The organism is Streptomyces sp. NPDC056361 (assembly GCF_042262805.1).
GTDB lineage: Bacteria > Actinomycetota > Actinomycetes > Streptomycetales > Streptomycetaceae > Streptomyces.
In genome coordinates this window covers 38,295-60,080 of record NZ_JBHJQI010000041.1, presented here as the reverse complement: position 1 = coordinate 60,080, position 21,786 = coordinate 38,295, and the positions used below count along the sequence as shown (strand labels likewise).

General features: G+C 71.6%; 20 protein-coding genes. 14 read left to right on the top strand and 6 right to left on the bottom strand.

Annotated features, from left to right (window positions below; genetic code table 11):
• Window positions 1–56 precede the first annotated feature (56 nt).
• Window positions 57–554, bottom strand: coding sequence for an ATP-binding protein (locus ACFCY7_RS16060; RefSeq protein ID WP_376485256.1), 498 nt, complete (start codon window positions 552–554; stop codon window positions 57–59).
• 321 nt (window positions 555–875) lie between these two features.
• Here ACFCY7_RS16060 and ACFCY7_RS16055 point away from each other — a divergent pair, with 321 nt between their 5' ends.
• The 7 genes from ACFCY7_RS16055 to ACFCY7_RS16025 all read left to right on the top strand — a co-directional run bounded on the left by ACFCY7_RS16055 (window position 876) and on the right by ACFCY7_RS16025 (window position 7,750).
• Complete coding sequence (locus ACFCY7_RS16055) at window positions 876–1,748, top strand: helix-turn-helix domain-containing protein (RefSeq protein WP_376485253.1); 873 nt, start codon at window positions 876–878, stop codon at window positions 1,746–1,748.
• Window positions 1,749–1,811: 63 nt separating this feature from the next.
• On the top strand, window positions 1,812–3,269 hold the full coding sequence (locus tag ACFCY7_RS16050) for an aldehyde dehydrogenase family protein (RefSeq protein ID WP_376485251.1): 1,458 nt from the start codon (window positions 1,812–1,814) through the stop codon (window positions 3,267–3,269).
• Window positions 3,270–3,379: 110 nt separating this feature from the next.
• The gene (locus ACFCY7_RS16045; protein WP_376485249.1) at window positions 3,380–3,928 is read left to right on the top strand and encodes a DinB family protein; all 549 of its coding nucleotides are present in this window, start codon (window positions 3,380–3,382) and stop codon (window positions 3,926–3,928) included.
• Window positions 3,929–3,976: 48 nt separating this feature from the next.
• Entirely contained in the window at window positions 3,977–4,591 is a 615-nt protein-coding gene (locus ACFCY7_RS16040) for a PadR family transcriptional regulator (RefSeq protein WP_376485248.1), read from the top strand.
• Between the two features lie 116 nt (window positions 4,592–4,707).
• Window positions 4,708–5,682 carry an ATP-binding cassette domain-containing protein gene (locus ACFCY7_RS16035; RefSeq protein ID WP_376485247.1) on the top strand — a complete coding sequence of 325 codons (975 nt, stop codon included), beginning with the start codon at window positions 4,708–4,710 and terminating at the stop codon, window positions 5,680–5,682.
• A gap of 32 nt (window positions 5,683–5,714) precedes the next feature.
• On the top strand, window positions 5,715–6,443 hold the full coding sequence (locus tag ACFCY7_RS16030; protein WP_376485272.1) for an ABC transporter permease: 729 nt from the start codon (window positions 5,715–5,717) through the stop codon (window positions 6,441–6,443).
• 92 nt (window positions 6,444–6,535) lie between these two features.
• Window positions 6,536–7,750 (top strand): WD40/YVTN/BNR-like repeat-containing protein, encoded by a 1,215-nt coding sequence (locus ACFCY7_RS16025; RefSeq protein WP_376485245.1) that lies wholly within the window; start codon window positions 6,536–6,538, stop codon window positions 7,748–7,750.
• A gap of 19 nt (window positions 7,751–7,769) precedes the next feature.
• Here ACFCY7_RS16025 and ACFCY7_RS16020 read toward each other — a convergent pair whose 3' ends face one another.
• Both ACFCY7_RS16020 and ACFCY7_RS16015 read right to left on the bottom strand, forming a co-directional pair.
• Entirely contained in the window at window positions 7,770–9,182 is a 1,413-nt protein-coding gene (locus tag ACFCY7_RS16020; RefSeq protein WP_376485243.1) for a glutamate decarboxylase, read from the bottom strand.
• Between the two features lie 63 nt (window positions 9,183–9,245).
• Window positions 9,246–10,535 (bottom strand): ion channel protein, encoded by a 1,290-nt coding sequence (locus ACFCY7_RS16015; RefSeq protein WP_376485241.1) that lies wholly within the window; start codon window positions 10,533–10,535, stop codon window positions 9,246–9,248.
• Window positions 10,536–10,661: 126 nt separating this feature from the next.
• Between ACFCY7_RS16015 and ACFCY7_RS16010 the strand changes: the two genes are divergently transcribed.
• Window positions 10,662–11,423, top strand: coding sequence for a MerR family transcriptional regulator (locus ACFCY7_RS16010; RefSeq protein WP_376485240.1), 762 nt, complete (start codon window positions 10,662–10,664; stop codon window positions 11,421–11,423).
• A gap of 108 nt (window positions 11,424–11,531) precedes the next feature.
• Here ACFCY7_RS16010 and ACFCY7_RS16005 read toward each other — a convergent pair whose 3' ends face one another.
• Window positions 11,532–11,900 (bottom strand): YbjQ family protein, encoded by a 369-nt coding sequence (locus ACFCY7_RS16005; protein ID WP_376485269.1) that lies wholly within the window; start codon window positions 11,898–11,900, stop codon window positions 11,532–11,534.
• A 151-nt stretch (window positions 11,901–12,051) separates the two neighbouring features.
• On the opposite strand from ACFCY7_RS16005, the gene ACFCY7_RS16000 reads away from it, so the two are divergent.
• Window positions 12,052–12,759, top strand: a complete 708-nt coding sequence (locus ACFCY7_RS16000) for a DedA family protein (protein ID WP_376485238.1) — start codon at window positions 12,052–12,054, stop codon at window positions 12,757–12,759.
• Between the two features lie 9 nt (window positions 12,760–12,768).
• Here the strand turns inward: ACFCY7_RS16000 and ACFCY7_RS15995 are convergent, their stop codons facing one another.
• Window positions 12,769–14,427, bottom strand: a complete 1,659-nt coding sequence (locus ACFCY7_RS15995) for a threonine/serine exporter family protein (protein WP_376485236.1) — start codon at window positions 14,425–14,427, stop codon at window positions 12,769–12,771.
• A gap of 116 nt (window positions 14,428–14,543) precedes the next feature.
• Window positions 14,544–15,035 carry an inorganic diphosphatase gene (locus ACFCY7_RS15990; RefSeq protein WP_024758444.1) on the bottom strand — a complete coding sequence of 164 codons (492 nt, stop codon included), beginning with the start codon at window positions 15,033–15,035 and terminating at the stop codon, window positions 14,544–14,546.
• Window positions 15,036–15,138: 103 nt separating this feature from the next.
• On the opposite strand from ACFCY7_RS15990, the gene dacB reads away from it, so the two are divergent.
• The 5 genes from dacB (at window position 15,139) to ftsH (ending at window position 21,756) form a co-directional block, all read left to right on the top strand.
• Window positions 15,139–16,536 carry a D-alanyl-D-alanine carboxypeptidase/D-alanyl-D-alanine-endopeptidase gene (gene dacB / locus ACFCY7_RS15985; RefSeq protein WP_376485233.1) on the top strand — a complete coding sequence of 466 codons (1,398 nt, stop codon included), beginning with the start codon at window positions 15,139–15,141 and terminating at the stop codon, window positions 16,534–16,536.
• Between the two features lie 61 nt (window positions 16,537–16,597).
• On the top strand, window positions 16,598–17,737 hold the full coding sequence (locus ACFCY7_RS15980; protein ID WP_376485231.1) for a zinc-dependent metalloprotease: 1,140 nt from the start codon (window positions 16,598–16,600) through the stop codon (window positions 17,735–17,737).
• A 207-nt stretch (window positions 17,738–17,944) separates the two neighbouring features.
• Window positions 17,945–18,964, top strand: a complete 1,020-nt coding sequence (gene tilS, locus ACFCY7_RS15975; protein ID WP_376485229.1) for a tRNA lysidine(34) synthetase TilS — start codon at window positions 17,945–17,947, stop codon at window positions 18,962–18,964.
• A 41-nt stretch (window positions 18,965–19,005) separates the two neighbouring features.
• Window positions 19,006–19,545: a hypoxanthine phosphoribosyltransferase gene (gene hpt, locus ACFCY7_RS15970; RefSeq protein WP_030219931.1), complete on the top strand. Its 540-nt coding sequence runs from the start codon at window positions 19,006–19,008 to the stop codon at window positions 19,543–19,545.
• A 183-nt stretch (window positions 19,546–19,728) separates the two neighbouring features.
• Window positions 19,729–21,756: an ATP-dependent zinc metalloprotease FtsH gene (gene ftsH, locus ACFCY7_RS15965; protein WP_376485227.1), complete on the top strand. Its 2,028-nt coding sequence runs from the start codon at window positions 19,729–19,731 to the stop codon at window positions 21,754–21,756.
• Window positions 21,757–21,786 lie beyond the last annotated feature (30 nt).

Sequence of the window (21,786 nt, the reverse complement as noted above, 5' to 3'; positions counted from 1 at the left end):
CCCCGGCGGTGTACGCCGGGGCCCTTCCGCATGCCTGTGTCCCTCCCGTGGCGGCGCTACTCCGGACCGACCCGGAACAGCGCCCACACCACCTTGCCCTGGAGCGTGCCGGCGAGGGGGTGCCACCCCCAGCTGTCGCTGAACGAGTCCACCAGGAACAGTCCGCGCCCCGACTCGGCGGAGAAGTCCTCCTCGCCGCCGCGCGCCTCCGGGCTCTCCCCGCTGGGGTCGCGCACGGCGCACACCAGGCGCGAGGCCCAGCGCATGAGGTGCAGTCTGACCGGCGGGTTCTGGCCTTCCTCCGGGGGTGCTTCGGTGGGTACGGCGTGGCGCAACGCGTTGGTGACGAGTTCGGAGACGACCAGGGCCACGTCGTCGAAGCGTTCGGTCAGCTCCCAGCGGTCGAGCGTCGCGCTGGTGAACTTCCGGGCCCCGCGCACGGCTTCGTACCGGGCGGGCAGGGCGCAGGACGCGGAGGTGGAGACGGCGCCGGGATCGAGCGGCGGTAGGCCCTGCCGTAACGGCTCGAGCACGGTCGATCCATTCGTCCCCATGCGAGGCACTCCCGGGAATCGCGACTGTGGTGCGACAACACGAACGAGTACGCGGCTGCGCGGGGTCCATGGTTCCGAATGCGACCACTGGATGCAAGGGCAGATGCACGTGCACGCGCCGGACCTGTCCGTCCCTGTGTGGAATCTGTGCATAAGTCGTCCGCCCGACGGGGGGAACTTTCCGCGATGTGCGCGCCGTGTGCCCGCGAGTGCCCGGATCTCGCCGCCTTTCCGTAATCGAATGTGTACGCGCTGAAGCGTTTGGTGGCAGAATCCGGGGCTCGACGGGGGCTCGACACCGTAAAGGGGAGGCTGGGAGCCGTGACCGCAGGCGAATCGAGCGGAGCGAGCGGGAGCGTGGTGCGGCGCATCCTGCTGGGCTCCCAGCTGAGGCGGTTGCGCGAGTCGCGCGGCATCACCCGCGAAGCGGCCGGCTATTCGATCCGGGCGTCCGAATCCAAGATCAGCCGTATGGAGTTGGGGCGGGTGAGCTTCAAGGCCAGGGACGTCGAGGATCTGCTCACGCTGTACGGGGTCGGGGACGAGGCCGAGCGCGGCTCGCTCCTCGGGCTCGCCCGCGAGGCCAACGTCGCCGGCTGGTGGCACAGTTTCGGCGACGTCCTGCCGGGCTGGTTCCAGACGTACATCGGCCTTGAAGGCGCCGCCTCCCTCATCCGCGTCTACGAAGTCCAGTTCGTCCACGGCCTGTTGCAGACCGAGGCGTACGCCCAGGCCGTCGTCACCCGGGGCATGCCCGACGCCCCGCGCGCCGAGATCGACCGCCGGGTCGCGCTGCGCCTGGAGCGCCAGAAGGTGCTCGTCTCCGAGCGCGCCCCGCAGTTCCACGCCGTGCTCGACGAGGCCGCGCTGCGCCGCCCCTACGGCGACCGGGCCGTCATGCAGGGGCAGTTGAGGCACCTGATCGAGATCTCTGAGCACCCCGGCGTCACCCTCCAGGTGATGCCCTTCAGCTTCGGCGGCCACGCGGGCGAGAGCGGCGCCTTCACGATGCTGAGCTTCCCCGAGTCCGACCTCTCCGACATCGTCTACCTGGAGCAGCTCACCAGCGCCCTCTACCTCGACAAGCGCGAGGAGGTCGCCCAGTACCAGCGGGTGATGGAGAAGCTCCAGAAGGACGGTCCGGATCCGGCCGAAAGCCGGGACCTTCTCCGGGGTCTCCTCCAACTCTCCTGATACATCAGTACGATGACGCCACATCAGTCGCACTGCAGGTAGCGGGTAGAGGGGTCTTCCACCATGTCGCACTTCACCGACCTGGCCCACCAGTACATCGACGGCGAGTGGAAGCCGGGCAGCGGCTCGTGGGACATCATCGACTTCAACCCGTACACCGGGGAGAAGCTCGCGTCGATCACCGTCGCCACCGCCGACGAGGTCGACCGCGCCTACCGGGCCGCCGAGCGCGCCCAGGCCGAGTGGGCCGAGACCAACCCGTACGCGCGCCGGCTCGTCTTCGAGCGCGCGCTGCGGATCGTCGAGGACCGCGAGGAGGAGATCGCCGAGACGATCGTCGCCGAGCTCGGCGGCACCCGCCTCAAGGCGGCCTTCGAGCTCCACCTCGCCAAGGAGTTCCTGCGCGAGGCGATCCAGCTGGCGCTGCGCCCCGAGGGCCGCATCCTGCCCTCGCCGGTCGACGGCAAGGAGAACCGCGTCTACCGCGTCCCGGTCGGCGTCGTCGGTGTCATATCCCCCTTCAACTTCCCCTTCCTCCTGTCGATCAAGTCGGTCGCGCCCGCGCTCGCGCTCGGCAACGCGGTCGTCCTCAAGCCGCACCAGAACACCCCGATCTGCGGCGGCACCCTCGTCGCCAAGGTCCTGGAGGAGGCCGGCCTGCCGGCCGGGCTGCTGAACGTCGTCGTCACCGACATCGCCGAGATCGGCGACGCGCTCCTGACCCACCCGGTCCCGAAGGTGATCTCCTTCACCGGCTCCGACAAGGTCGGCCGCCACGTCGCCACGGTCTGCGCGCAGAACTTCAAGCACGCCGTCCTCGAACTCGGCGGCAACAGCGCCCTGATCGTCCTGGAGGACGCCGACGTCGACTACGCGGTCGACGCGGCCGTCTTCAGCCGCTTCGTGCACCAGGGCCAGGTCTGCATGGCCGCCAACCGCATCCTGGTGGACCGCACGCTGGAGGAGGAGTTCACCGAGAAGTTCGTGGCGAAGGTCAAGACCCTGCGCGTCGGCGACCCGGCCGACCCCGCCACCCACATCGGCCCGCTCATCAACTCCCAGCAGGCGGAGTCCGTCTCCTCGCTCGTCGACCAGACGGTGGCGGCCGGCGCCACGGCCCTGCTGCACGGCGCGGTCGACGGCAACCTCGTCTCCCCGTCCGTCCTCACCGGCCTCGCCGCCGACTCCCCGGTCCTCGGCCAGGAGATCTTCGGCCCGGTCGCCCTCATCGTCCCCTTCGACGGCGAGGAGGAGGCCGTCCGGATCGCCAACGACACCCCGTACGGGCTCAGCGGCGCCGTCCACACCGGGGACGTCGAGCGGGGCGTACGGGTCGCCAAGCGCATCCACACCGGCATGATCCACATCAACGACGGCACCGTGCACGACGAGCCGATCGTGCCCTTCGGGGGCGAGAAGCACTCGGGCATCGGGCGGCTCAACGGCGACGCGATGGTGGACACGTTCACCACGCAGAAGTGGATCTCGATCCAGCACGGGCGCAGCCGCTTCCCGTTCTGATCCCGCCCGCGCGAACCGATGGCGGGTTTCCCTTGCGGACAGAAGTTGTCCGCAAGGGTCCGTAACGTGGTCTGTGTCGAAAGAAACCACGACCACGTAAGGCGGACAGCATGGTTGCCCTTGTTCCCATCGAGGCCCCCGGTGACGAGCGCGGCGCGTTCCTCAACTTCATCGAGGAGCAGCGCGCCGCGCTCCGCCGCTCCGTCCACGGACTCACCGAGGAGCAGGCGGCCGGACGCCCCAGCGCCAGCGAGCTCAGCCTGTCCGGCCTGATCAAGCACGTCGCCGAGGTGGAGCTGAACTGGCTCCGCCTCGCGCAGCAGCGGCCGAACGAGCGCCAGCGCACCCAGGACACCTGGGGCGACGGCTTCCGGCTCGTCGAGGACGAGACGATCCCGGAGACCATCGCCTTCTGGGCGGGCGTGGCCAAGGAGACCGAGGACTTCGTCCGCTCCGTGCCGAGCCTGGACGAGACCTTCCCGCTGCCCGAGGCGCCCTGGTTCCCCAAGGGCGGACGGGTGTCCATCCGCTGGATGCTGCTCCACCTGGTCCAGGAGACGGGCCGGCACGCCGGTCACGCGGACATCATCCGCGAGTCCCTCGACGGCAAGGGCTCCTTCGCGCTGATCGCGGCCGAGCGGGGCAGCGGGCAGGAGTAGGGCATCCCGCGCGCGTACCCTGGTCGAAATTGGCTAGGAGGTACGGCGATGTCGGCGATCCGGCTGCTCGTCCTGGGTGCGGTCAAGCAGCACGGCCGCGCCCACGGCTACCAGGTGCGCAACGACCTGGAGTACTGGGGCGCGCACGAGTGGTCCCATGCCAAGCCGGGGTCGATCTACCACGCGCTGAAGCAGATGGCGAAGCAGGGACTGCTGCACGCGCACGAGGTGGCGCAGAGCGAGGTCGGCGGCCCGCCGCGCGTCGAGTACGAGCTGACGGAGCGGGGCACGGAGGAGTACTTCGCGCTGCTGCGCGAGGCGCTGACCACCTACGACCAGAAGATGGACGTCCTGTCGGCGGGCATCGGCTTCATCGTGGACCTGCCCCGCGAGGAGGCCGCCGAGCTGCTGCGCCGCCGGGTGCGGGCGCTCGACGAGTGGCGTGCCTCGGTCACGGAGTACTACACGCCGGAGGGCGGCCCCGCCCAGCTCGGGCACATCGGCGAGATCATGCACATGTGGGTCCACTCGGCCGACGCGGGCAAGGAGTGGACGCTCGGCCTGATCGAGCGGATCGAGGGCGGGGCGTACGTGTTCGCCGGCGAGGGGGAGCCCTTCACGGGCGTGCTCGCCGACGGCGAGGAGAACCCCTTCGCGACCTGAGCGGGCCCCCGGGGGATTCCACTCATCAAGTTTGACTAGCTGATGCCGAGGGCATACCTTGCTCCGTCGGCGGCGACTGGTCAAATTTGACTAAGAGGATTTCGGGAGGAATTGACATGGCGGCGGATGCGATCCTCGTAGAGGGTGCGCGCAAGCGGTACGGGACGAAGGACGCCCTGGCCGGCCTCGACCTGACCGTCGGGCGCGGCACCGTCCACGGGCTGCTCGGTCCCAACGGCGCGGGCAAGACCACGACGGTACGGATCCTGGCCACCCTGCTGCGCCACGACGAGGGCTTGGTGCGGGTGGCCGGACACGACGTGCGGACCGAGGCCGGGGAGGTGCGGCGGCGGATCGGGCTGCTCGGGCAGCACGCGGCCCTCGACGAGGAGCTGGGCGGGCGGCAGAACCTGGAGATGTTCGGCAGGCTCCACCACCTGGGCGCCCGGCGTGCCGGGACGCGGGCCGACGAGCTCCTGGAGCGCTTCGGCCTCGCCGACACCGGGCGCAAGCCCGTCCGGCAGTACAGCGGCGGCATGCGGCGGCGGCTCGACCTGGCCGCCTCGCTGATCACCGAGCCCGAGGTGCTCTTCCTCGACGAGCCGACGACCGGGCTCGACCCGCGCGGCCGCGGCGAGGTCTGGGAGTCGGTGCGCTCGCTCGTCGGCGGGGGCACCACGGTCCTGCTGACCACGCAGTACCTGGAGGAGGCCGACCGGCTCGCGGACCGGATCTCGGTGGTGGACGGCGGCCGGGTGGCGGCCGACGGCACGGCCGACGAGCTCAAGGCCCGGGTCGGAGCGGACCGCATCGACGTGGTCGTACGGGACGCGGCGCGGCTCGACGAGGCGGCCCGGCTGCTGCCCGCGGCGCGCGGCGAGGTGGCCGTGGACGCCGACCGGCGGCGGCTCAGCGCGCCGGTGGAGGACCGGATGGCCTCGCTCGCCGAGACCGTGCGGGCCCTGGAGGCGGCCGGGATCGAGGCGGAGGACATCGCCCTGCGGCGGCCGACGCTGGACGAGGTCTTCCTGCATCTGACGGACGGCGGCCCGGACCGGGAGCCGTCCCGGGGGACGGAGGTGACGGCGTGAGCGCCGCGTACGTGGTGGGCGACTGCTGGACGATGACCCGCAGGGAGCTGGCGCACTGGGCCCGGCAGCCGGTGCAGGTCCTCGTCGGGCTCGTCTTCCCGGTGATGATGCTGCTGATGTTCGGCTATCTGGTCGGCGGCGGACGGGACGTCGACGGCGACTACGTCGACTTCCTGGTGCCCGGGATGCTCACCCTGACCATGGTGTTCGGGCTCGAAGGCACCATGACGGCGGTGACGCGCGACCTGGAGAAGGGCGTGGTCGACCGCTTCCGGTCGATGCCGATGGCCGACGGCGCGGTGCTCGTCGGCCGGGCTGCCGCCGACATGCTCCAGTCCACGGTGGGGCTGCTCGTGATGGTCGGCGTCGGGTACGCCATCGGATGGCGGGCGCACGAGGGGCCGGCGAGCACCCTGGGGGCCTTGGGACTGCTGCTCCTGCTGCGGTTCGCGATGCTCTGGATCGGGATCTTCCTCGCCCTGGTCGCGGGGCGGGCCGAGCTGGTGCAGGCCGTGCAGATCCTGGTCTGGCCGCTCGGCTTCCTCTCCAACGCCTTCGCCTCGCCGGAGTCGATGCCGGGCTGGCTCGGCACGTTCGTGGAGTGGAACCCGATGTCGGCGACGGCGACGGCGACCCGGGAGCTCTTCGGCAACCCCGGCGGCGAGCCGGGGCACGTCATGGCCGCGGTCGTCTGGCCGCTGGTTCTGCTGCTCGTCTTCTTCCCGCTGGCGGTGAGGAGGTTCGGCCGGCTCGGGAAGTAGTCGCACGGAGGTGGGAACCCGGAGGCGGCGAGCGGTGTATTCAAAGCAGCGGTTCACCGCGGGCCGCCCGGGGGACGACAGGGGGACGTGCGATGCGCAGGCCGGTGGCAGTGGCCGGCGCCGTCGTGGCGCTGGTGATGGTGATGCTGAGCGGATGCACGGGGCCGGGGGAGGGCCCGAGGCAGGGGGCCGGGGCGAGGGGTTCGGGATCCGTCGCGTCGGCGGGGGCGTTCGGGGCGCCGCCCCGGATCCCGTCCGGGGAAGGGCTGCCCGGCTGGGCGCACAGCCTGGGATTCGCCCGGGACGGCAGCGGGTTCGCGCTGCTCGTCGGGTGCGTGAGCGCCGAGGCGGCGCCGGGGAGCGGCTTCTGCCGGCAGCAGGTGGCCGTGCGGGACGCGGGGGCGGAGGAGTGGGCCGTGCGGCGGTCGCCGCTGCCCGAGATACCGGTGTCGGAGGGCGTCTCGGCGAACCTGCTGGCGCTCGGGCCCGGCCGGGCCCTGATCGAGGACGGCGGCGGCGACCGGCCGGAGCGGACCTGGTTCACCCGGGACGGAGGTCGGAGCTGGCACCCCGTGGACCGGCGGACGGTCGGCGAGGCCGCGGGGATACCCGCCGGCGCGGTGCTCACCACCGAGTGCGCGGCACCGGCCGGGGCGCTCCCCGACGCGTGCGTACGGGAGCGGCTGGTCGTGGTGTCGCCGCAGGACGGGCGGCGCCGCACGCTGGCCGGGGCGCCGCTTCTCGGGGCGCACCCGCAGCCCGCGGGGCAGCCGGAGCCCGACGGGTCCTGGTGGGTCTCGGGGACGGATCCGCTGTCCGGGCGGGTGGCCGTCGCCTTCTCCCGGGACGCGGGCCGGAGCTGGACGGTGAGCCGGCTGCCGAGTCCGACGGACCGGCCGGGGTGGCGGGTCGTGGTCGCGGTCGGACCGGACGCGGTGTACGCGGCGGAGATGGGGGAGTTGACGGGCGGCGAGCCCGTCAAGAACCCGATGAGGGCGCTGCACCGCTCGGTCGACGGCGGCGTCACGTGGCAGCGGATGTGGACCACGGGCCCGAAGAAGGAGCCGCGCACGCTGATGGGCCTGCCGGTGCCGGGCCCGGGCGGCCGGGTGGAGATCGGCGGGGAGCTGTCCGGGTACGCGAGCGTGGACGGCGGCCGTACGTTCGCCGGGCTCGGCGGCGGCCACTACGTCCGCCGCACCCCGCTCGGCCTGCTGCGCGAGGGGTCCCGCTGTCAGTACGCGCTGACCGCGGACGGGGTGCGGTGGTCGGAGTTCCGGCTCGCCTGCGGGGACGGGGCCGGCTGAGGGCCGGCCCCGGGGCGGCTCAGTGGTGGAAGGAGGTCGCCGCTTCCGTGTCGGCGGTGAGCGGGCCGGACTGGCTGCGGAGTTCGGGCAGGAGTTGGTGAAGGTCCCGGGCGAAGAGGTCGGCGAGGTCGGCGGAGAAGCCGTTGCGGCAGACCACGCGCAGGACGGAGAGGTCCTCCCGGTGGGCGGGGAAGGTGTAGGCGGGGACCAGCCAGCCCTGTTCGCGCATCCGCCGCGAGACGTCGAAGACGTTGTAGGCGGTGACGTCGGGGGTGGTGGTGAAGGCGAAGACGGGCAGTTCGTTCCCGCGGGTGAGGAGGCGGAAGTCGCCCATCGCCTCGATCCGTTCGGCGAGGCCCCGGGCCACGTCCCGGGCGGTCTGCTGCACCGCCCGGTAGCCCTCCCTGCCGAGCCTGAGGAAGGTGTAGTACTGCGCGACCACCTGGGCGCCGGGGCGGGAGAAGTTGAGGGCGAAGGTGGGCATGTCGCCGCCCAGGTAGTTGACGCGGAAGACCAGTTCCTCGGGGAGTTCGGCGGGCGAGCGCCACAGCGCCCAGCCGACGCCCGGGTAGACCAGTCCGTACTTGTGGCCGGAGGTGTTGATCGAGGAGACGCGGGGGAGGCGGAAGTCCCAGACGACGTCCTCGTCGAGGAAGGGGGCGACCATCGCGCCGGAGGCGCCGTCGACGTGGACGGGGATGTCGAGGCCGGTGCGTTCCTGGAGGGCGTCCAGGGCGGCGCAGATCTCGGCGACCGGCTCGTAGGAGCCGTCGAAGGTGGAGCCGAGGACGGCGACGACGCCGATGGTGTTCTCGTCGCAGAGCGCGGCGGCGGATTCGGCGTCGAGGTGGAAGCGGTCGCCCTCCATGGGGACGAGCCGGGCCTCGACCTCCCAGAAGTTGCAGAACTTCTCCCAGCAGACCTGGACGTTCACGCCCATGATCAGGTTGGGGCGGGCGCTGCCCGGGTAGCGGTCGGCGTTCCGCTTGGCCCAGCGGCGCTTGAGGGCGAGGCCCGCGAGCATGCAGGCCTCGCTGGAGCCGGTGGTGGAGCAGCCGACGGCGGTCGCCGGGTCCGGGGCGTTCCACAGGTCGGCGAGCATGGCGACGCAGCGGCGCTCCAGTTCGGCGGTGCGCGGGTACTCGTCCTTGTCGATCATGTTCTTGTCGCGGCACTCGGCCATGAGGACACCGGCCTGGGGCTCCATCCAGGTGGTGACGAAAGTGGCCAGGTTGAGCCGGGAGTTGCCGTCGAGCATCAGCTCGTCGTGGACGAGCTGGTAGGCGCTCATCGGCGGCAGCGGTCCGTCCGGCAGGCGGTGGTGCGGGGGAGCCTCGGTCATGCCGCCGACCGGGTTGGCCTCCCCGTAGAAGGGGTTGAGCGAGAGCCGGCGCTCGGGCGGGGAGGGGTGGGGACCCTGGTGGAGCGGCATGGGGTACTCCTTCTGTCCGGTGGGGGCCCGCCCGGTGGGGGCGGGGGATGCGGGGGCGGGTGGTCAGCGCAGGGAGTTGCCCTGCTGGTCGAGTTCGAGCTGGGGGCGGCCGGTGACGATCAGCCAGGCCGGGAGGGAAGCGAGGCAGAGCAGGGTGAGCATCGCGGCGGAGGGGGCGAGGATCGCGCCGGTGAAGAGGCTGATCCAGCCCTGCCGGGTGGTGGCGAGCAGGACGCCGAGGACGGCGGAGGCGACCGCGACCGCCGGGTGGACCTCGGGGACCAGGGCCTGGGCGAACAGCCCGAAGGCGGCTCCGATGAAGACGGCGGGGAAGATCCGGCCGCCCCGGAAGCCGCAGGACGCGGCGACGACGAGGGCGACGAGTTTGATCACGGCCATCTTGGCGAGTTCGCCCGAGGACCAGCTGCCGATCGACGCGGTCAGCTCCTCGACCTCTTCCAGGCCCTTGAAAAGGGTCAGCTGCCCGCCGACGGCACCCAGCAGGCCGAGCACGAGGCCGCCCAGGGGCAGCATCAGCATGGGGTGGCGCAGGCGCCCGAAGGCGGCGTGGAGGTGGGGGAAGAGGTAGCAGCAGCCGAGGCCGAAGACGGCCGCCGCGGAGGCGATGACCAGGGCGGCGAGCAGGTCGCCGTAGCCGGGGTCGGTCAGCGGCGGCAGACCCATGTCGAAGCTCGGGCCCACCAGCAGCTGGGTGGTCATCGAGCCGGTGCCGGCGGCGACCAGCGGGGCGAAGAGCCGGTCCCACAGGGAGCCCTGGCCGGGCCGGCCCGCCAGGGCCTCGGACAGGATGAGGGCGGCCGCCACGGGCGTCCCGAAGAGGGCTCCGACGGTGGCGGCCGAGGCGAGGGCGACCCAGGCGGCGGCCGGGACCGCGGGGGAGATCCGGTGGCCGAGCCAGTAGATGAGGGCGATGTTGCTCGCGATGATCGGGTTCTCGGGGCCGAGGCTGACGCCGCCGGCGAGCACGAGGACGCTGGCGAGGAGGAGCCCCGGCACGATGCCGACGGGGAGCGGCGCTCCGCCGAGGCCCATGGAGGCCGGGTCCGGCCCGGCGTGTCCGGGCACCTTCCAGACCACGAGCCCCACGGCGACGCCGGTGGCCGTGAGCATGCAGATGATCCAGAGGGAGGAGTAGTGGCCGATGCCGAGGGCGTCCGGCAGGTCGTTCCAGAGGACGCCTTCGAGTTGCTCCGCGAGGGTGCTGACCCCCAGGAACAGCAGGCTCGCCAGCAGCCCGACCACGAGTGCGGGCAGCACCTGGGGCAACAGGATCCGCAGCGGGGTCTCGGCGGCGCCGGACGTCGGCGCGGGCGGAGCATGATCGGTGGCCACCGACCCACCATAAGTGAGCAAAAGCCGCATAACATCCCGAGATTCGGGCCGGAGGGGACTTGCACCTCACGTCGCGTCAGGTCCGAGGCTGTCCCGCGTACCGACAGAGAAAGGGGAGGAAAGCCGATGGACCACTCCGTGGGACGGGTCGCCGGGCTCGCCGGGGTCACGGTGCGCACCCTGCACCACTACGACGCGATCGGGCTGCTCTCACCGAGCGGCCGCAGCGCGGCGGGGCACCGCCGCTACGACGACGCGGACCTCGACCGGCTCCAGCAGATCCTGTTCTACCGGGAGCTCGGCTTCCCCCTCGAAGAGGTCGCCGTCCTCCTCGACGACCCGCACGCCGACCCGCAGGAGCACCTGCGGCGCCAGCACACCCTGCTGACCGCGCGGATCGGCGAGCTCCAGAGGATGGCGGCGGCCGTCGAGCACGCCATGGAGGCGAAGAAGATGGGCATCAACCTCACCCCCGAGGAGAAGTTCGAGGTGTTCGGGGACAAGGACCCCGAGCGGTACGCCGAGGAGTCCGCCCGCCGCTGGGGCGGCACCTTCTCGCACGAGCTGGCGCAGGCCCGCGCCGCCACGTACGGCAAGGAGGACTGGCAGCGCATGAAGGGCGAGGTGGACGCCTGGGGCGCCGCCTACGCGGCCCTGATGGACGAGGGCCGCGCCCCCGGCTCCGAGGAGGCGATGGACCTCGCCGAGGCCCATCGCCGCCACATCACCACCTGGTTCTTCGAGTGCCACCCGAAGACCCACGAGGGCCTCGCGGAGATGTACGTCGCCGACGAGAACTTCCACGCCTTCTACGAGTCGATCCACCCCGGCCTCCCCGAGCACCTCCTCGGGGCCGTCCGGGCGAACGCGGCCCGCCGGGCCGCCTGACCGGAGCGGGGCCGCCCGCCGCGCGGGGGGCCGGGCTCCGCCCAGGGCGGCCCGGCCCCCGGCGAAGGGACCGGTCTCGCCATGAGGCCGGTCCCAGGAGCCGGACGGTCAGGCGTGCGGAGCGATCACCACCGCCGTGCCGTAGGCGCAGACCTCCGTGCCGACGTCCGCCGCTTCCGTCACGTCGAAGCGGAACATCAGCACGGCGTTCGCACCGCGCGCCCGGGCCTGCTCCACCAGGCGTTCCATGGCCTGGTTGCGGGTCTGCACGAGGGTCTTCGTGAGGCCCTTGAGCTCACCGCCGATCATGGACTTCAGCCCGGCGCCGATCTGGCTGCCCAGATGGCGCGAGCGCACGGTGAGCCCGAAGACCTCACCGATCACCTGCTGGACCTCGTGTCCCGGCACGTCGTTCGTGGTCACGACCAGCACGTCGGGGTGCGGCCCCTGGCCGCCTCCGTACTCCTCGATGCCCATCGGCATGCACCTCCTGATCCCCTACCCTCAGGGGCGGGAGCCCGGTCCGCATCCCGTGGGATCCGGGTGGAACCGGGGGCGTCCCGCCCGCGTTGATAGCTTGGGACCAGCCGTCCCCCACACCCCCACCGACCGCAGGAGCCCGGAACCCGTGAACACGCTTGCCCTCGGACCGAGCTGGCTGGACCCGGACTATCTGATCCAGACCTTTGGTCTGATCGGTGTCCTGGTGATCGTCTTCGCCGAGTCCGGTCTCCTCATCGGGTTCTTCCTGCCCGGCGACTCGCTCCTCTTCACCACCGGCCTCCTCGTCACCACCGGCAAGCTGGACACGCCGCTGTGGCTGGTGTGCACCCTGGTGGTGGCCGCCGCCGTCGTCGGCGACCAGGTCGGCTACCTCTTCGGCCGGAAGGTCGGCCCGTCCCTCTTCAAGCGCCCCGACTCCAAGCTCTTCAAGCAGGAGAACGTCGAGAAGGCGCACGAGTTCTTCGAGAAGCACGGCCCGAAGTCGCTGATCCTGGCCCGCTTCGTCCCCATCGTGCGGACGTTCACGCCGATCATCGCCGGTGTCAGCCGGATGAACTACCGCTCGTTCATCACGTTCAACGTCATCGGCGGCGTGCTGTGGGGCGCCGGCGTGACCCTGCTCGGCGCCTCCCTCGGCAAGATCGACTTCGTGCACAAGCACATCGAGATGATCCTCGTCGGCATCGTCCTGATCTCCGTGATCCCGGTCGTCATCGAGCTCCTCCGGGCCCGCTCCCAGTCCAAGAAGGCGGCCCAGGCCGAGAACGACCACGACGCCCCCGGCACCCCGAACCCGGGCGGGTCCCGCGGCGGCCGCCACGCCAAGCGGTAACGACAGCCCCTAGAAGCCTCGGGTCCGCTTCGCCGCCCGCCGCGCAGACGCCGCGGCGGGCGCCTGCATGAAGAGCCGGGCCAGCTCGCTCCCCAGGTTCACCCCGATCGCGATGGCCAGGGCCAGCGCCGCCGCCTTCGCCAGCGAGGCGAAGCCCTGGTCCAGGTTGTTCTGGGCGATGGCGAGCACGCCGAAGTACGTCGCCGAACCCGGCAGCAGCGGGCCGATCGCCGCCGTCACGTACGGCAGCGACGAGGTGTGGTGGTAGCGGGCGATCAACTGCCCGAAGAGCCCCACCAGGCCCGCCGCCACCGCCGTCGCCATCACCGTCGACCCCTGCGCCGTCACCGCGATCGACGCGTAGATCACCCACGCGACCCCGCCGTTCAGCGTCGCGAACAGCACCGTCGACCGCGACTGCTGCAGCAGGACCGCGAAGGTCGCACACAGCACCATCGACGCCAGGATCTGCGTCACCGGCCGCTCCACCGCCCGCAGCGCCCCCTCGGGGTTCAGCTGCGCGTCGAACTGCACGGCGACGTACAGCACCGACAGCACGCCCACCACGATCGCGACGAAGAAGTACGCGACCTCCAGGAGCCGCGCCGAGGCCGTGATGTAGAAACCGGTCAGGCCGTCCTGCACGGCCGCCACGAGCGCCCGCCCCGGAATCAGCGCGAACAGGCCACCGGTGATCACCGCCGACGGCCGCAGATCCGCGTGCAGCAGCGTCAGGAGCACCCCCATCGCCGCCGGCGGCATCGCCGCCACCAGGAACTGGTAGAACTCCGGCAGGCCCCGCCCCGCGCACAGCCACGCGAGCCGGTCGCCGAGCACCGCGCCGAGCGCCGCCACGAAGAACACCGTCGGACCGCCGCCGAGCAGCACCGAGGCCGCACCGGCGAGGACCCCCGCCGCCGCCGTCAGCACCCACCCCGGATACGGATGCCGGTTCCGCCGTATCTCCGCGAGCCGCCGGTACGCCTCCTCCGGCGACACCTCGTGCGCCCGCGCGTTGATGTCCGCGAGCAGCTGGTACACCGCCGCGAGCCGCGTGTAGTCCGTGCCCCGGCGCCGTACGGTCCGGTTCGCCGTGATCGGGTCGTCCACGAGCGACGGCTGGTACGTGACCGACAGCAGGGTGAACGTCACCGTCGGCTCCACCCGGTCCAGACCGTACGAGCGGCAGATGGCGAACATCGCCGCCTCGACGTCCTCCGCGCCCTCCCCGCCCGCGAGCAGCAGCTCGCCGATGCGCAGGGTCAGGTCGAGCACGCGCGGCACCGAAGGCCCGGACTCGTCCTCCTTGCCGGCCGACTCCGGCACCGGCCGCTCGTGCACCGGCAGCCGCAGCATCGTCCGCATCCGGTCCTGCCACGGCGCGTCCTGCGAGAGCCGCACCAGGGGAACCCCGTACGCCGGGGTGAACACGGGCGGCGAGGTCTTCGCCGAGTACGTGGCGGGCGTCGCGAACGCCGAACCCTCCTGCTCCGCCGGCTGCTCCGCCGTCATCCCCGGCGGTAGCGCGAACTCGGAGGTCGGATGCTCCTCCTCGGGCGGTGCGGGCTGCTCCACCCCGGCCGGCGGGACGAACGCGCTCCGCGCCTCGTCCGACTGCGGCTTCCGGTCCTCAGGAGCCTCTTCGGGGCCCTCCGGCTCCGCCACCACTCTCTCCGCCTCATCCCCAGGGAATCGTGAATTCCAGTATGAAGGTGCGACGGACGTGCGAAAGGCGGTACACCCGGAGAGGTGCACCGCCTTCACACGATCACGACAGCAGGGGCTCAGTGGCCGCCCTGCTCCTTGGCGCGCGCGTAGGACTTCTCGATCTCTTCCTCGGCCTCGGCGCGGCCGACCCAGTCGGCGCCCTCGACGGACTTGCCCGGCTCCAGGTCCTTGTAGACCTCGAAGAAGTGCTGGATCTCCAGGCGGTCGAACTCCGCCACGTGGTGGATGTCCCGCAGGTGCTCCATGCGCGGGTCCGTCGCCGGGACGCACAGCAGCTTGTCGTCGCCGCCGGCCTCGTCCGTCATGCGGAACATGCCGATGGCGCGGCACTTGATCAGGCAGCCCGGGAACGTCGGCTCGTCGAGGATGACGAGCGCGTCCAGCGGGTCGCCGTCCTCACCCAGGGTGTTCTCGACGTAGCCGTAGTCGGTCGGGTAGGCCGTAGACGTGAAGAGACGACGGTCCAGACGGATGCGACCGGTCTCGTGGTCGACCTCGTACTTGTTCCGCGATCCCTTGGGGATCTCGATGAGAACGTCGAACTCCACGGGTGGCTCCTCCTGAATCAACACAAGTGAATGCTCGCGACGACGCGCGGTGATTAAGTGTCCCTCACGCACGTGTGTGATCGCGAAAGGGGCTGGTCAGCAGATGCCGGAGCCGAGAACGTGGCAGCTCACGGCGGGCTCCGCCGCCCTCGGACTCGCCCTGGCGGCCGTGGCGGTGACCGCGGCCGGACCATGGGACGGAGGTCAGCGTACGGCGGAGCGGGCCCGCGCCGCCGCCCCCGCGACGGGTGTCACGCGTCACGCCGCCGCTCCGGCCCCCGCCGCACCCCGCCGCCCCGCCCCCGCGCCCAGCGCCCCCGGCGTCCTCGCCGCCCTGCACGCCCCGGCGCCCGCGGGAAGCCCCGCGGACCTCGCCCGCGTCCTCGCCCCGCTCCTCGCCGACCCCGGCCTCGGCCCGCTCCGCACCGCCTCGGTCGTCGACACCGCCACCGGCGGGCAGCTGTACGGCCAGGGCGCCGCCACCCCCATGACCCCCGCCTCCACCGTCAAGATCGCCACCGTCGCCGCCGCGCTCTCCGCCCTCGGCCCCGACCACCGCATCGCCACCACCGTCACCGCCGCCCCCGACGGCGGCGCCGTCACCCTCACCGGCGGCGGCGACCCCACCCTCGACCCGACCCGCCTCAAGGCCCTCGCCACCGACACCGCGCGCGCCCTGAAGAAGCAGGGCCGCACCTCCGTACGCCTCACGTACGACACGCACCTCTACCAAGGCCCCGAACTCCACCCCATCGGCCCCAACGAGAACATCGCCCCCGTCGTCGCCCTCATGACCGACGAAGGCCGCCTCGACGACAGCCGCAGCGGCCCCGCACCCCGCAGCGCCGACCCCGCCGGCGACACCGCCAGGACCTTCGCCGGCCTGCTCGCCCGAGCCGGCGTCAAGGTCACCGGCGACCCCGTGCCCGGCCGCGCCCCGCAGAACGCCCCCCTCGCCCGCACGTACTCCGCGCCCCTCGCCGACCTCGCCGAGCGCACCCTCACCCACAGCGACAACGACCTCGCCGAAGCCCTCGCCCGGCAGACCGCCCTCGCCCACCGGCGCCCCGCCAGCTTCCAGGGCGCCGAACGGGCCGTACGCGACGAGATCGCCCGCCTCGGCCTCCCCGTCGCCGGGGCCCGCTTCGCCGACGGCAGCGGACTCGACCGCCGCGACAAGGTCTCCGCCGCCCTCCTCACCGGGCTCCTCACCCGCGCGGCCGACCCCGCCCGCCCCGCCCTGCGCCCCGTCCTCACCGGCCTCCCCGTCGGCGGCTTCACCGGCACCCTCGCCGGCCGCTACGGCGCCGCGCCCGCGGGCGCCGGATTCGTCCGCGCCAAGACCGGCACCCTCACGGGCGTCAACACGCTCTCCGGCACCGTCGTCACCCCCGACGGCCGCCTCCTCGCCTTCGCGTTCCTCGCCGGCCGCACCCTCTCCCCGTACGAGGCCCAGCCCGCCCTCGACCGGCTCGCCGCGGCACTGGCCGGAACCGACTGACACCTGCCCCGACCCGCACCGAACCGACACCGATCGGGCGCCGAGACCGTACGGTTGACGCATGACGAGCACCGGTGGCGCAGGCACATCAGGGATGGTCGACTGGAACCTCGCGGTCGCGACCGCGACCCGCCTCGTGCGGCCCGGACCCGAAGTCAGCCGCGACGAGGCCCGCGAGGTCGTCGCCGAACTCCGCAGGCACGCCAAGGCCTCCGAGGAACACGTCCGCGCCTACACGCGGATGATCCCCGAAGGCGTCGCCCCCCACGACACCCCCGTCCTGGTCGTCGACCGCGCCGGCTGGATCAAGGCCAACGTCGCCGGCTTCCGCGAACTCCTCACCCCCCTCCTCGGCAAGATGCAGGACCGCCGCGCCGGCACCTCCGGCAGCGCCGTCCTCGGCGCCGTCGGCGGAAAGGTCACCGGCGTCGAGCTCGGCATGCTGCTCTCGTTCCTCGCCTCCCGCATCCTCGGCCAGTACGAGACCTTCGCCCCCGCCACCCGCGACCTGCCGGCCGGCGCGAACGGCGGCGGACGCCTCCTCCTCGTCGCGCCCAACATCGTCCACGTCGAACGCGAACTCGACGTCTCCCCCCACGACTTCCGACTCTGGGTCTGCCTCCACGAGGAGACGCACCGCACCCAGTTCACCGCCGTCCCCTGGCTCCGCGACCACCTCCAAGGCGAGATCCAGTCGTTCCTCGCGGCCACCGACGTCGACCCCGGCACCGTCGTCGAACGCCTCCGCGAAGCCGCCCAGACCCTCGCCGGCGGCCGCCCCGAAGGCGAGGAGGGCGAGCCCGCCCCCTCCTTCGTCGAGCTCGTCCAGACCCCCGAGCAGCGCGAGATCCTCGGCCGCCTCACCGCCGTCATGTCCCTCCTCGAAGGCCACGCCGACTACGTCATGGACGGCGTCGGACCCGAGGTCGTGCCCTCCGTCGCCGAGATCCGCGAGAAGTTCCAGCAGCGGCGGGCCCGCGGCGCCTCCCGCCTCGACCTCGCCCTGCGCAAGCTCCTCGGCCTCGACGCCAAACTCCGCCAGTACCGCGACGGCGAGCGCTTCGTCCGCGCCGTCGTCGACCAGGTCGGCATGGACGGCTTCAACCGCGTCTGGACCTCCCCCAACACGCTCCCCACCAAGACCGAGATCGCCGCCCCCGCCGACTGGATCGCGAGGGTGCACCGTAAGGCAGACTCGTGAGACAGGTGCGGCAGACGACGTAGGAACACGTGAGAACACCCCACCAATCACCCATCCGAGGGACCCTGGGCAGGGGGTGAGGCGTGCAATGCTCGGGTAACGGCCGGGTTTCTGTCACCATCGTCGCACTCTGAGTGACCGAAACCCCCTTTCCGACCGTTAAGACTCCGACCGAGGCACCCCACCCCATCACGAAGGGCACCGGACATGGGTCCCCATCCTGCGGTCGCGGCGATACGCCTGGCGGTCCGCCGCGTACTCCACGACGTTCTCACCGAGCACCAGACCGACCCCACCACCGCACCCGACGCACCCGCACCCCTGGTGCTCGTCGCGTGCTCCGGAGGCGCCGACTCCATGGCGCTCGCCTCCGCCCTCGCCTTCGAAGCCCGCAAGCTCCCCGTGCGGGCCGGCGGCATCACCGTCGACCACGGCCTCCAGGACGGCTCCGACAGCCGCGCCACCGAGGTCGCCGGACGCATGACCGCCCTCGGCCTCACCCCCGTCGAGGCCGTCACCGTCACCGTCGGCCGCGAAGGAGGACCCGAAGCCGCCGCCCGCGACGCGCGCTACGCCGCACTCGACGCCGCCGCCGCACGCCACGGCGCCACCGCCGTCCTCCTCGGCCACACCCGCGACGACCAGGCGGAGACCGTCCTCCTCGGCCTCGCCCGGGGCTCCGGCATCCGCTCCCTCTCCGGCATGGCCGCCGTCTCCGGCGCCACCCGCCGCTACCGGCGCCCCTTCCTCCAGCTCGACCGCCAGACCGTCCGCAAGGCCTGCATCGCCCAAGAACTCGCCGTCTGGGACGACCCCCACAACAGCGACCCCGCGTACACCCGCTCCCGGCTCCGCCACGAAGGCCTCCCCGCCCTCGAAAAGGCCCTCGGCAAAGGCGTCGTCGAAGCCCTCGCCCGAACGGCCCAGCTCTCCCGCGACGACGCCGACGCCCTCGACACCTGGGCCGCCGACGCCGAGACCGCCGTACGCGACGAAGCGGGCGCCCTCGAATGCGCCAAGCTCTTCGGGCTGCCCCCCGCCGTACGCCGCCGCGTCCTGCGCCGCGCCGTCATCGCGGAGGGCGCTCCCGCCGGCTCCCTCTTCGCCCGCCACATCGAAGAAGTCGACCGGCTCATCACCGGATGGCGTGGTCAGGGAGCCATCAACCTGCCCGGCCGCGTCGAAGCCCGCCGCCAGGGTGGCAGACTGGTCATCCGGCAAGGCTGACGCACGCTGCAACGAAAGTGACCCGGGTGAACGAGAAGGACATGGGCACCGACCTCCAGTCGGTGCTCATCACCAAGGAAGAGATCGACGCCAAGCTGGCTGAGCTGGCCGCGAAGATCGACGCGGAATACGCGGGCAAGGACCTGCTCATCGTCGGTGTCCTCAAGGGCGCCGTGATGGTGATGGCGGATCTGGCTCGCGCCCTTTCCACCCCCGTCACCATGGACTGGATGGCCGTCTCCTCCTACGGCGCCGGCACCCAGTCCTCGGGCGTCGTCAGGATCCTCAAGGACCTCGACACCGACATCAAGGGCAAGCACGTCCTGATCGTCGAGGACATCATCGACTCCGGCCTGACCCTGTCGTGGCTCCTGTCGAACCTCGGCTCGCGCGAGCCCGCCTCCCTCGAGGTGTGCACCCTGCTGCGCAAGCCCGAGGCCGCCAAGGTCGCCATCGACGTGAAGTGGATCGGCTTCGACATCCCCAACGAGTTCGTCGTCGGCTACGGCCTCGACTACGCCGAGAAGTACCGGAACCTTCCGTTCGTCGGCACGCTCGCCCCGCACGTCTACGGCGGCTGAGCACCCCGCCGGCGGTCCCGCCGTTCGGGGAACCCGCACCGCCTTCCCCCCGTTGAACCATGGGAAGGCGGTCGCGGGCGACGATGCTGAGGTACCGTCCGAAGAACAGCTTTTTCACATAGCAGCACTCACAGCAGCATTTTCCTACGGGCAGGAGGGACGGGGCGTTCTCGCCCCGTATGGATGGACGTGAAGCGATACTTCCGTGGGCCGGTCATGTGGATCGTGCTGGCCGTCCTCGCCGTGGTCGTGCTGATGCAGGTCGTCGGCTCGTCCGAGGGCTACAAGACGGTGGACACCGGCAAGGTCGTCCAGGCGATCGACAAGAACCAGGTCAAGCAGGCAAAGGTCACCACCGGCGACGAGCAGATCATCAAGATCGAACTCATCGACGGCCAGAAGATCGACAAGAGCAGCAAGGTCCAGGCCAGCTACATCGGCAGCCAGGGCGTGGACATCGCCGACAAGCTCCAGGAGAAGTTCGAAGCCGGGCAGATCGAGAAGGGCTACACCGTCTCCCCGACGAAGCAGTCGCCCTTCGTCTCGATCCTGCTCTCGCTCCTCCCCTTCGTCCTGATCGTCGTCGTCTTCCTCTTCCTGATGAACCAGATGCAGGGCGGCGGCTCCCGCGTCATGCAGTTCGGCAAGTCCAAGGCGAAGCTCATCACCAAGGACACCCCGAAGACCACCTTCGCCGACGTCGCCGGCTCGGACGAGGCCGTCGAGGAACTCCACGAGATCAAGGAATTCCTCCAGGAGCCCGCGAAGTTCCAGGCCGTCGGCGCCAAGATCCCCAAGGGCGTCCTGCTCTACGGCCCGCCCGGAACCGGCAAGACGCTCCTCGCGCGCGCCGTCGCCGGCGAGGCCGGCGTGCCGTTCTACTCGATCTCCGGCTCCGACTTCGTCGAGATGTTCGTCGGCGTCGGCGCCTCCCGCGTCCGCGACCTCTTCGAGCAGGCCAAGGCCAACGCACCGGCCATCGTCTTCGTCGACGAGATCGACGCGGTCGGCCGCCACCGCGGCGCCGGCCTCGGCGGCGGCCACGACGAACGCGAGCAGACCCTCAACCAGCTCCTGGTCGAGATGGACGGCTTCGACGTCAAGGGCGGAGTCATCCTCATCGCGGCGACCAACCGCCCCGACATCCTCGACCCCGCCCTCCTGCGCCCCGGCCGCTTCGACCGGCAGATCGCCGTCGACCGCCCGGACATGCAGGGCCGCCTGGAGATCCTCAAGGTCCACCAGAAGGGCAAGCCGGTCGCCCCGGACGTCGACCTCGGCGCCGTCGCCCGACGCACCCCCGGCTTCACCGGTGCCGACCTCTCCAACGTCCTCAACGAGGCCGCGCTCCTCACCGCCCGCAGCGACCAGAAGCTGATCGACAACAAGGCTCTGGACGAGGCGATCGACCGCGTGGTCGCGGGCCCGCAGAAGCGGACCCGGATCATGTCGGACAAGGAGAAGAAGATCACCGCGTACCACGAGGGCGGCCACGCCCTGGTCGCGGCGGCCTCGCCGAACTCCGACCCCGTCCACAAGATCACCATCCTGTCCCGCGGCCGCGCCCTGGGCTACACGATGGTCCTCCCGGACGAGGACAAGTACTCGACCACCCGCAACGAGATGCTCGACCAGCTCGCCTACATGCTGGGCGGCCGCGCGGCCGAGGAGCTCGTCTTCCACGACCCGACCACGGGCGCGGCGAACGACATCGAGAAGGCCACCGCCACGGCCCGCGCGATGGTCACCCAGTACGGCATGACCGAGCGGCTCGGCGCCATCAAGTTCGGCGGCGACAACACCGAACCGTTCCTCGGCCGCGAGATGGCGCACCAGCGCGACTACTCGGAAGAGGTCGCCGCACTGGTCGACGAAGAGGTCAAGAAGCTCATCGAGACCGCGCACAACGAAGCGTGGGAGATCCTCGTCGAGAACCGCGACCTCCTCGACAACCTGGTCCTCGCCCTCCTGGAGAAGGAGACGCTGGGCAAGGAGGAGATCGCCGAGATCTTCGCCCCCATCGTCAAGCGCCCGGCCCGCCCGGCCTGGACCGGCTCCTCCCGCCGCACGCCCTCGACGCGTCCGCCGGTGCTCTCCCCCAAGGAGCTCGCCCTGACGAACAGCGCCAACGGCATCGCGAACGGTTCGGCCACCCCCGTGGACACCACCAAGGGCATCGACATCGCCCCGGTGGACAACCCCGAGGACTGACCGCCCCACCCCGGAATGGCTGCCGCGCCC

What these genes read in the sequence shown, in the direction of transcription:
- ACFCY7_RS16005 (WP_376485269.1), bottom strand. Translation starts at nt 11,900, where the DNA reads ATGGGCATCGAGGAGTACGGAGGCGGCCAGGGGCCGCACCCCGACGTG.
- ACFCY7_RS16050 (WP_376485251.1), top strand. Translation starts at nt 1,812, where the DNA reads ATGTCGCACTTCACCGACCTGGCCCACCAGTACATCGACGGCGAGTGG.
- ACFCY7_RS15980 (WP_376485231.1), top strand. Translation starts at nt 16,598, where the DNA reads ATGACGAGCACCGGTGGCGCAGGCACATCAGGGATGGTCGACTGGAAC.
- ACFCY7_RS16025 (WP_376485245.1), top strand. Translation starts at nt 6,536, where the DNA reads ATGCGCAGGCCGGTGGCAGTGGCCGGCGCCGTCGTGGCGCTGGTGATG.
- ACFCY7_RS16035 (WP_376485247.1), top strand. Translation starts at nt 4,708, where the DNA reads ATGGCGGCGGATGCGATCCTCGTAGAGGGTGCGCGCAAGCGGTACGGG.
- ftsH (WP_376485227.1), top strand. Translation starts at nt 19,729, where the DNA reads ATGGACGTGAAGCGATACTTCCGTGGGCCGGTCATGTGGATCGTGCTG.
- ACFCY7_RS16010 (WP_376485240.1), top strand. Translation starts at nt 10,662, where the DNA reads ATGGACCACTCCGTGGGACGGGTCGCCGGGCTCGCCGGGGTCACGGTG.
- ACFCY7_RS16040 (WP_376485248.1), top strand. Translation starts at nt 3,977, where the DNA reads ATGTCGGCGATCCGGCTGCTCGTCCTGGGTGCGGTCAAGCAGCACGGC.
- hpt (WP_030219931.1), top strand. Translation starts at nt 19,006, where the DNA reads ATGGGCACCGACCTCCAGTCGGTGCTCATCACCAAGGAAGAGATCGAC.
- dacB (WP_376485233.1), top strand. Translation starts at nt 15,139, where the DNA reads ATGCCGGAGCCGAGAACGTGGCAGCTCACGGCGGGCTCCGCCGCCCTC.
- ACFCY7_RS16045 (WP_376485249.1), top strand. Translation starts at nt 3,380, where the DNA reads ATGGTTGCCCTTGTTCCCATCGAGGCCCCCGGTGACGAGCGCGGCGCG.
- ACFCY7_RS16060 (WP_376485256.1), bottom strand. Translation starts at nt 554, where the DNA reads ATGGGGACGAATGGATCGACCGTGCTCGAGCCGTTACGGCAGGGCCTA.
- ACFCY7_RS16020 (WP_376485243.1), bottom strand. Translation starts at nt 9,182, where the DNA reads ATGCCGCTCCACCAGGGTCCCCACCCCTCCCCGCCCGAGCGCCGGCTC.
- tilS (WP_376485229.1), top strand. Translation starts at nt 17,945, where the DNA reads ATGGGTCCCCATCCTGCGGTCGCGGCGATACGCCTGGCGGTCCGCCGC.
- ACFCY7_RS16030 (WP_376485272.1), top strand. Translation starts at nt 5,715, where the DNA reads ATGACCCGCAGGGAGCTGGCGCACTGGGCCCGGCAGCCGGTGCAGGTC.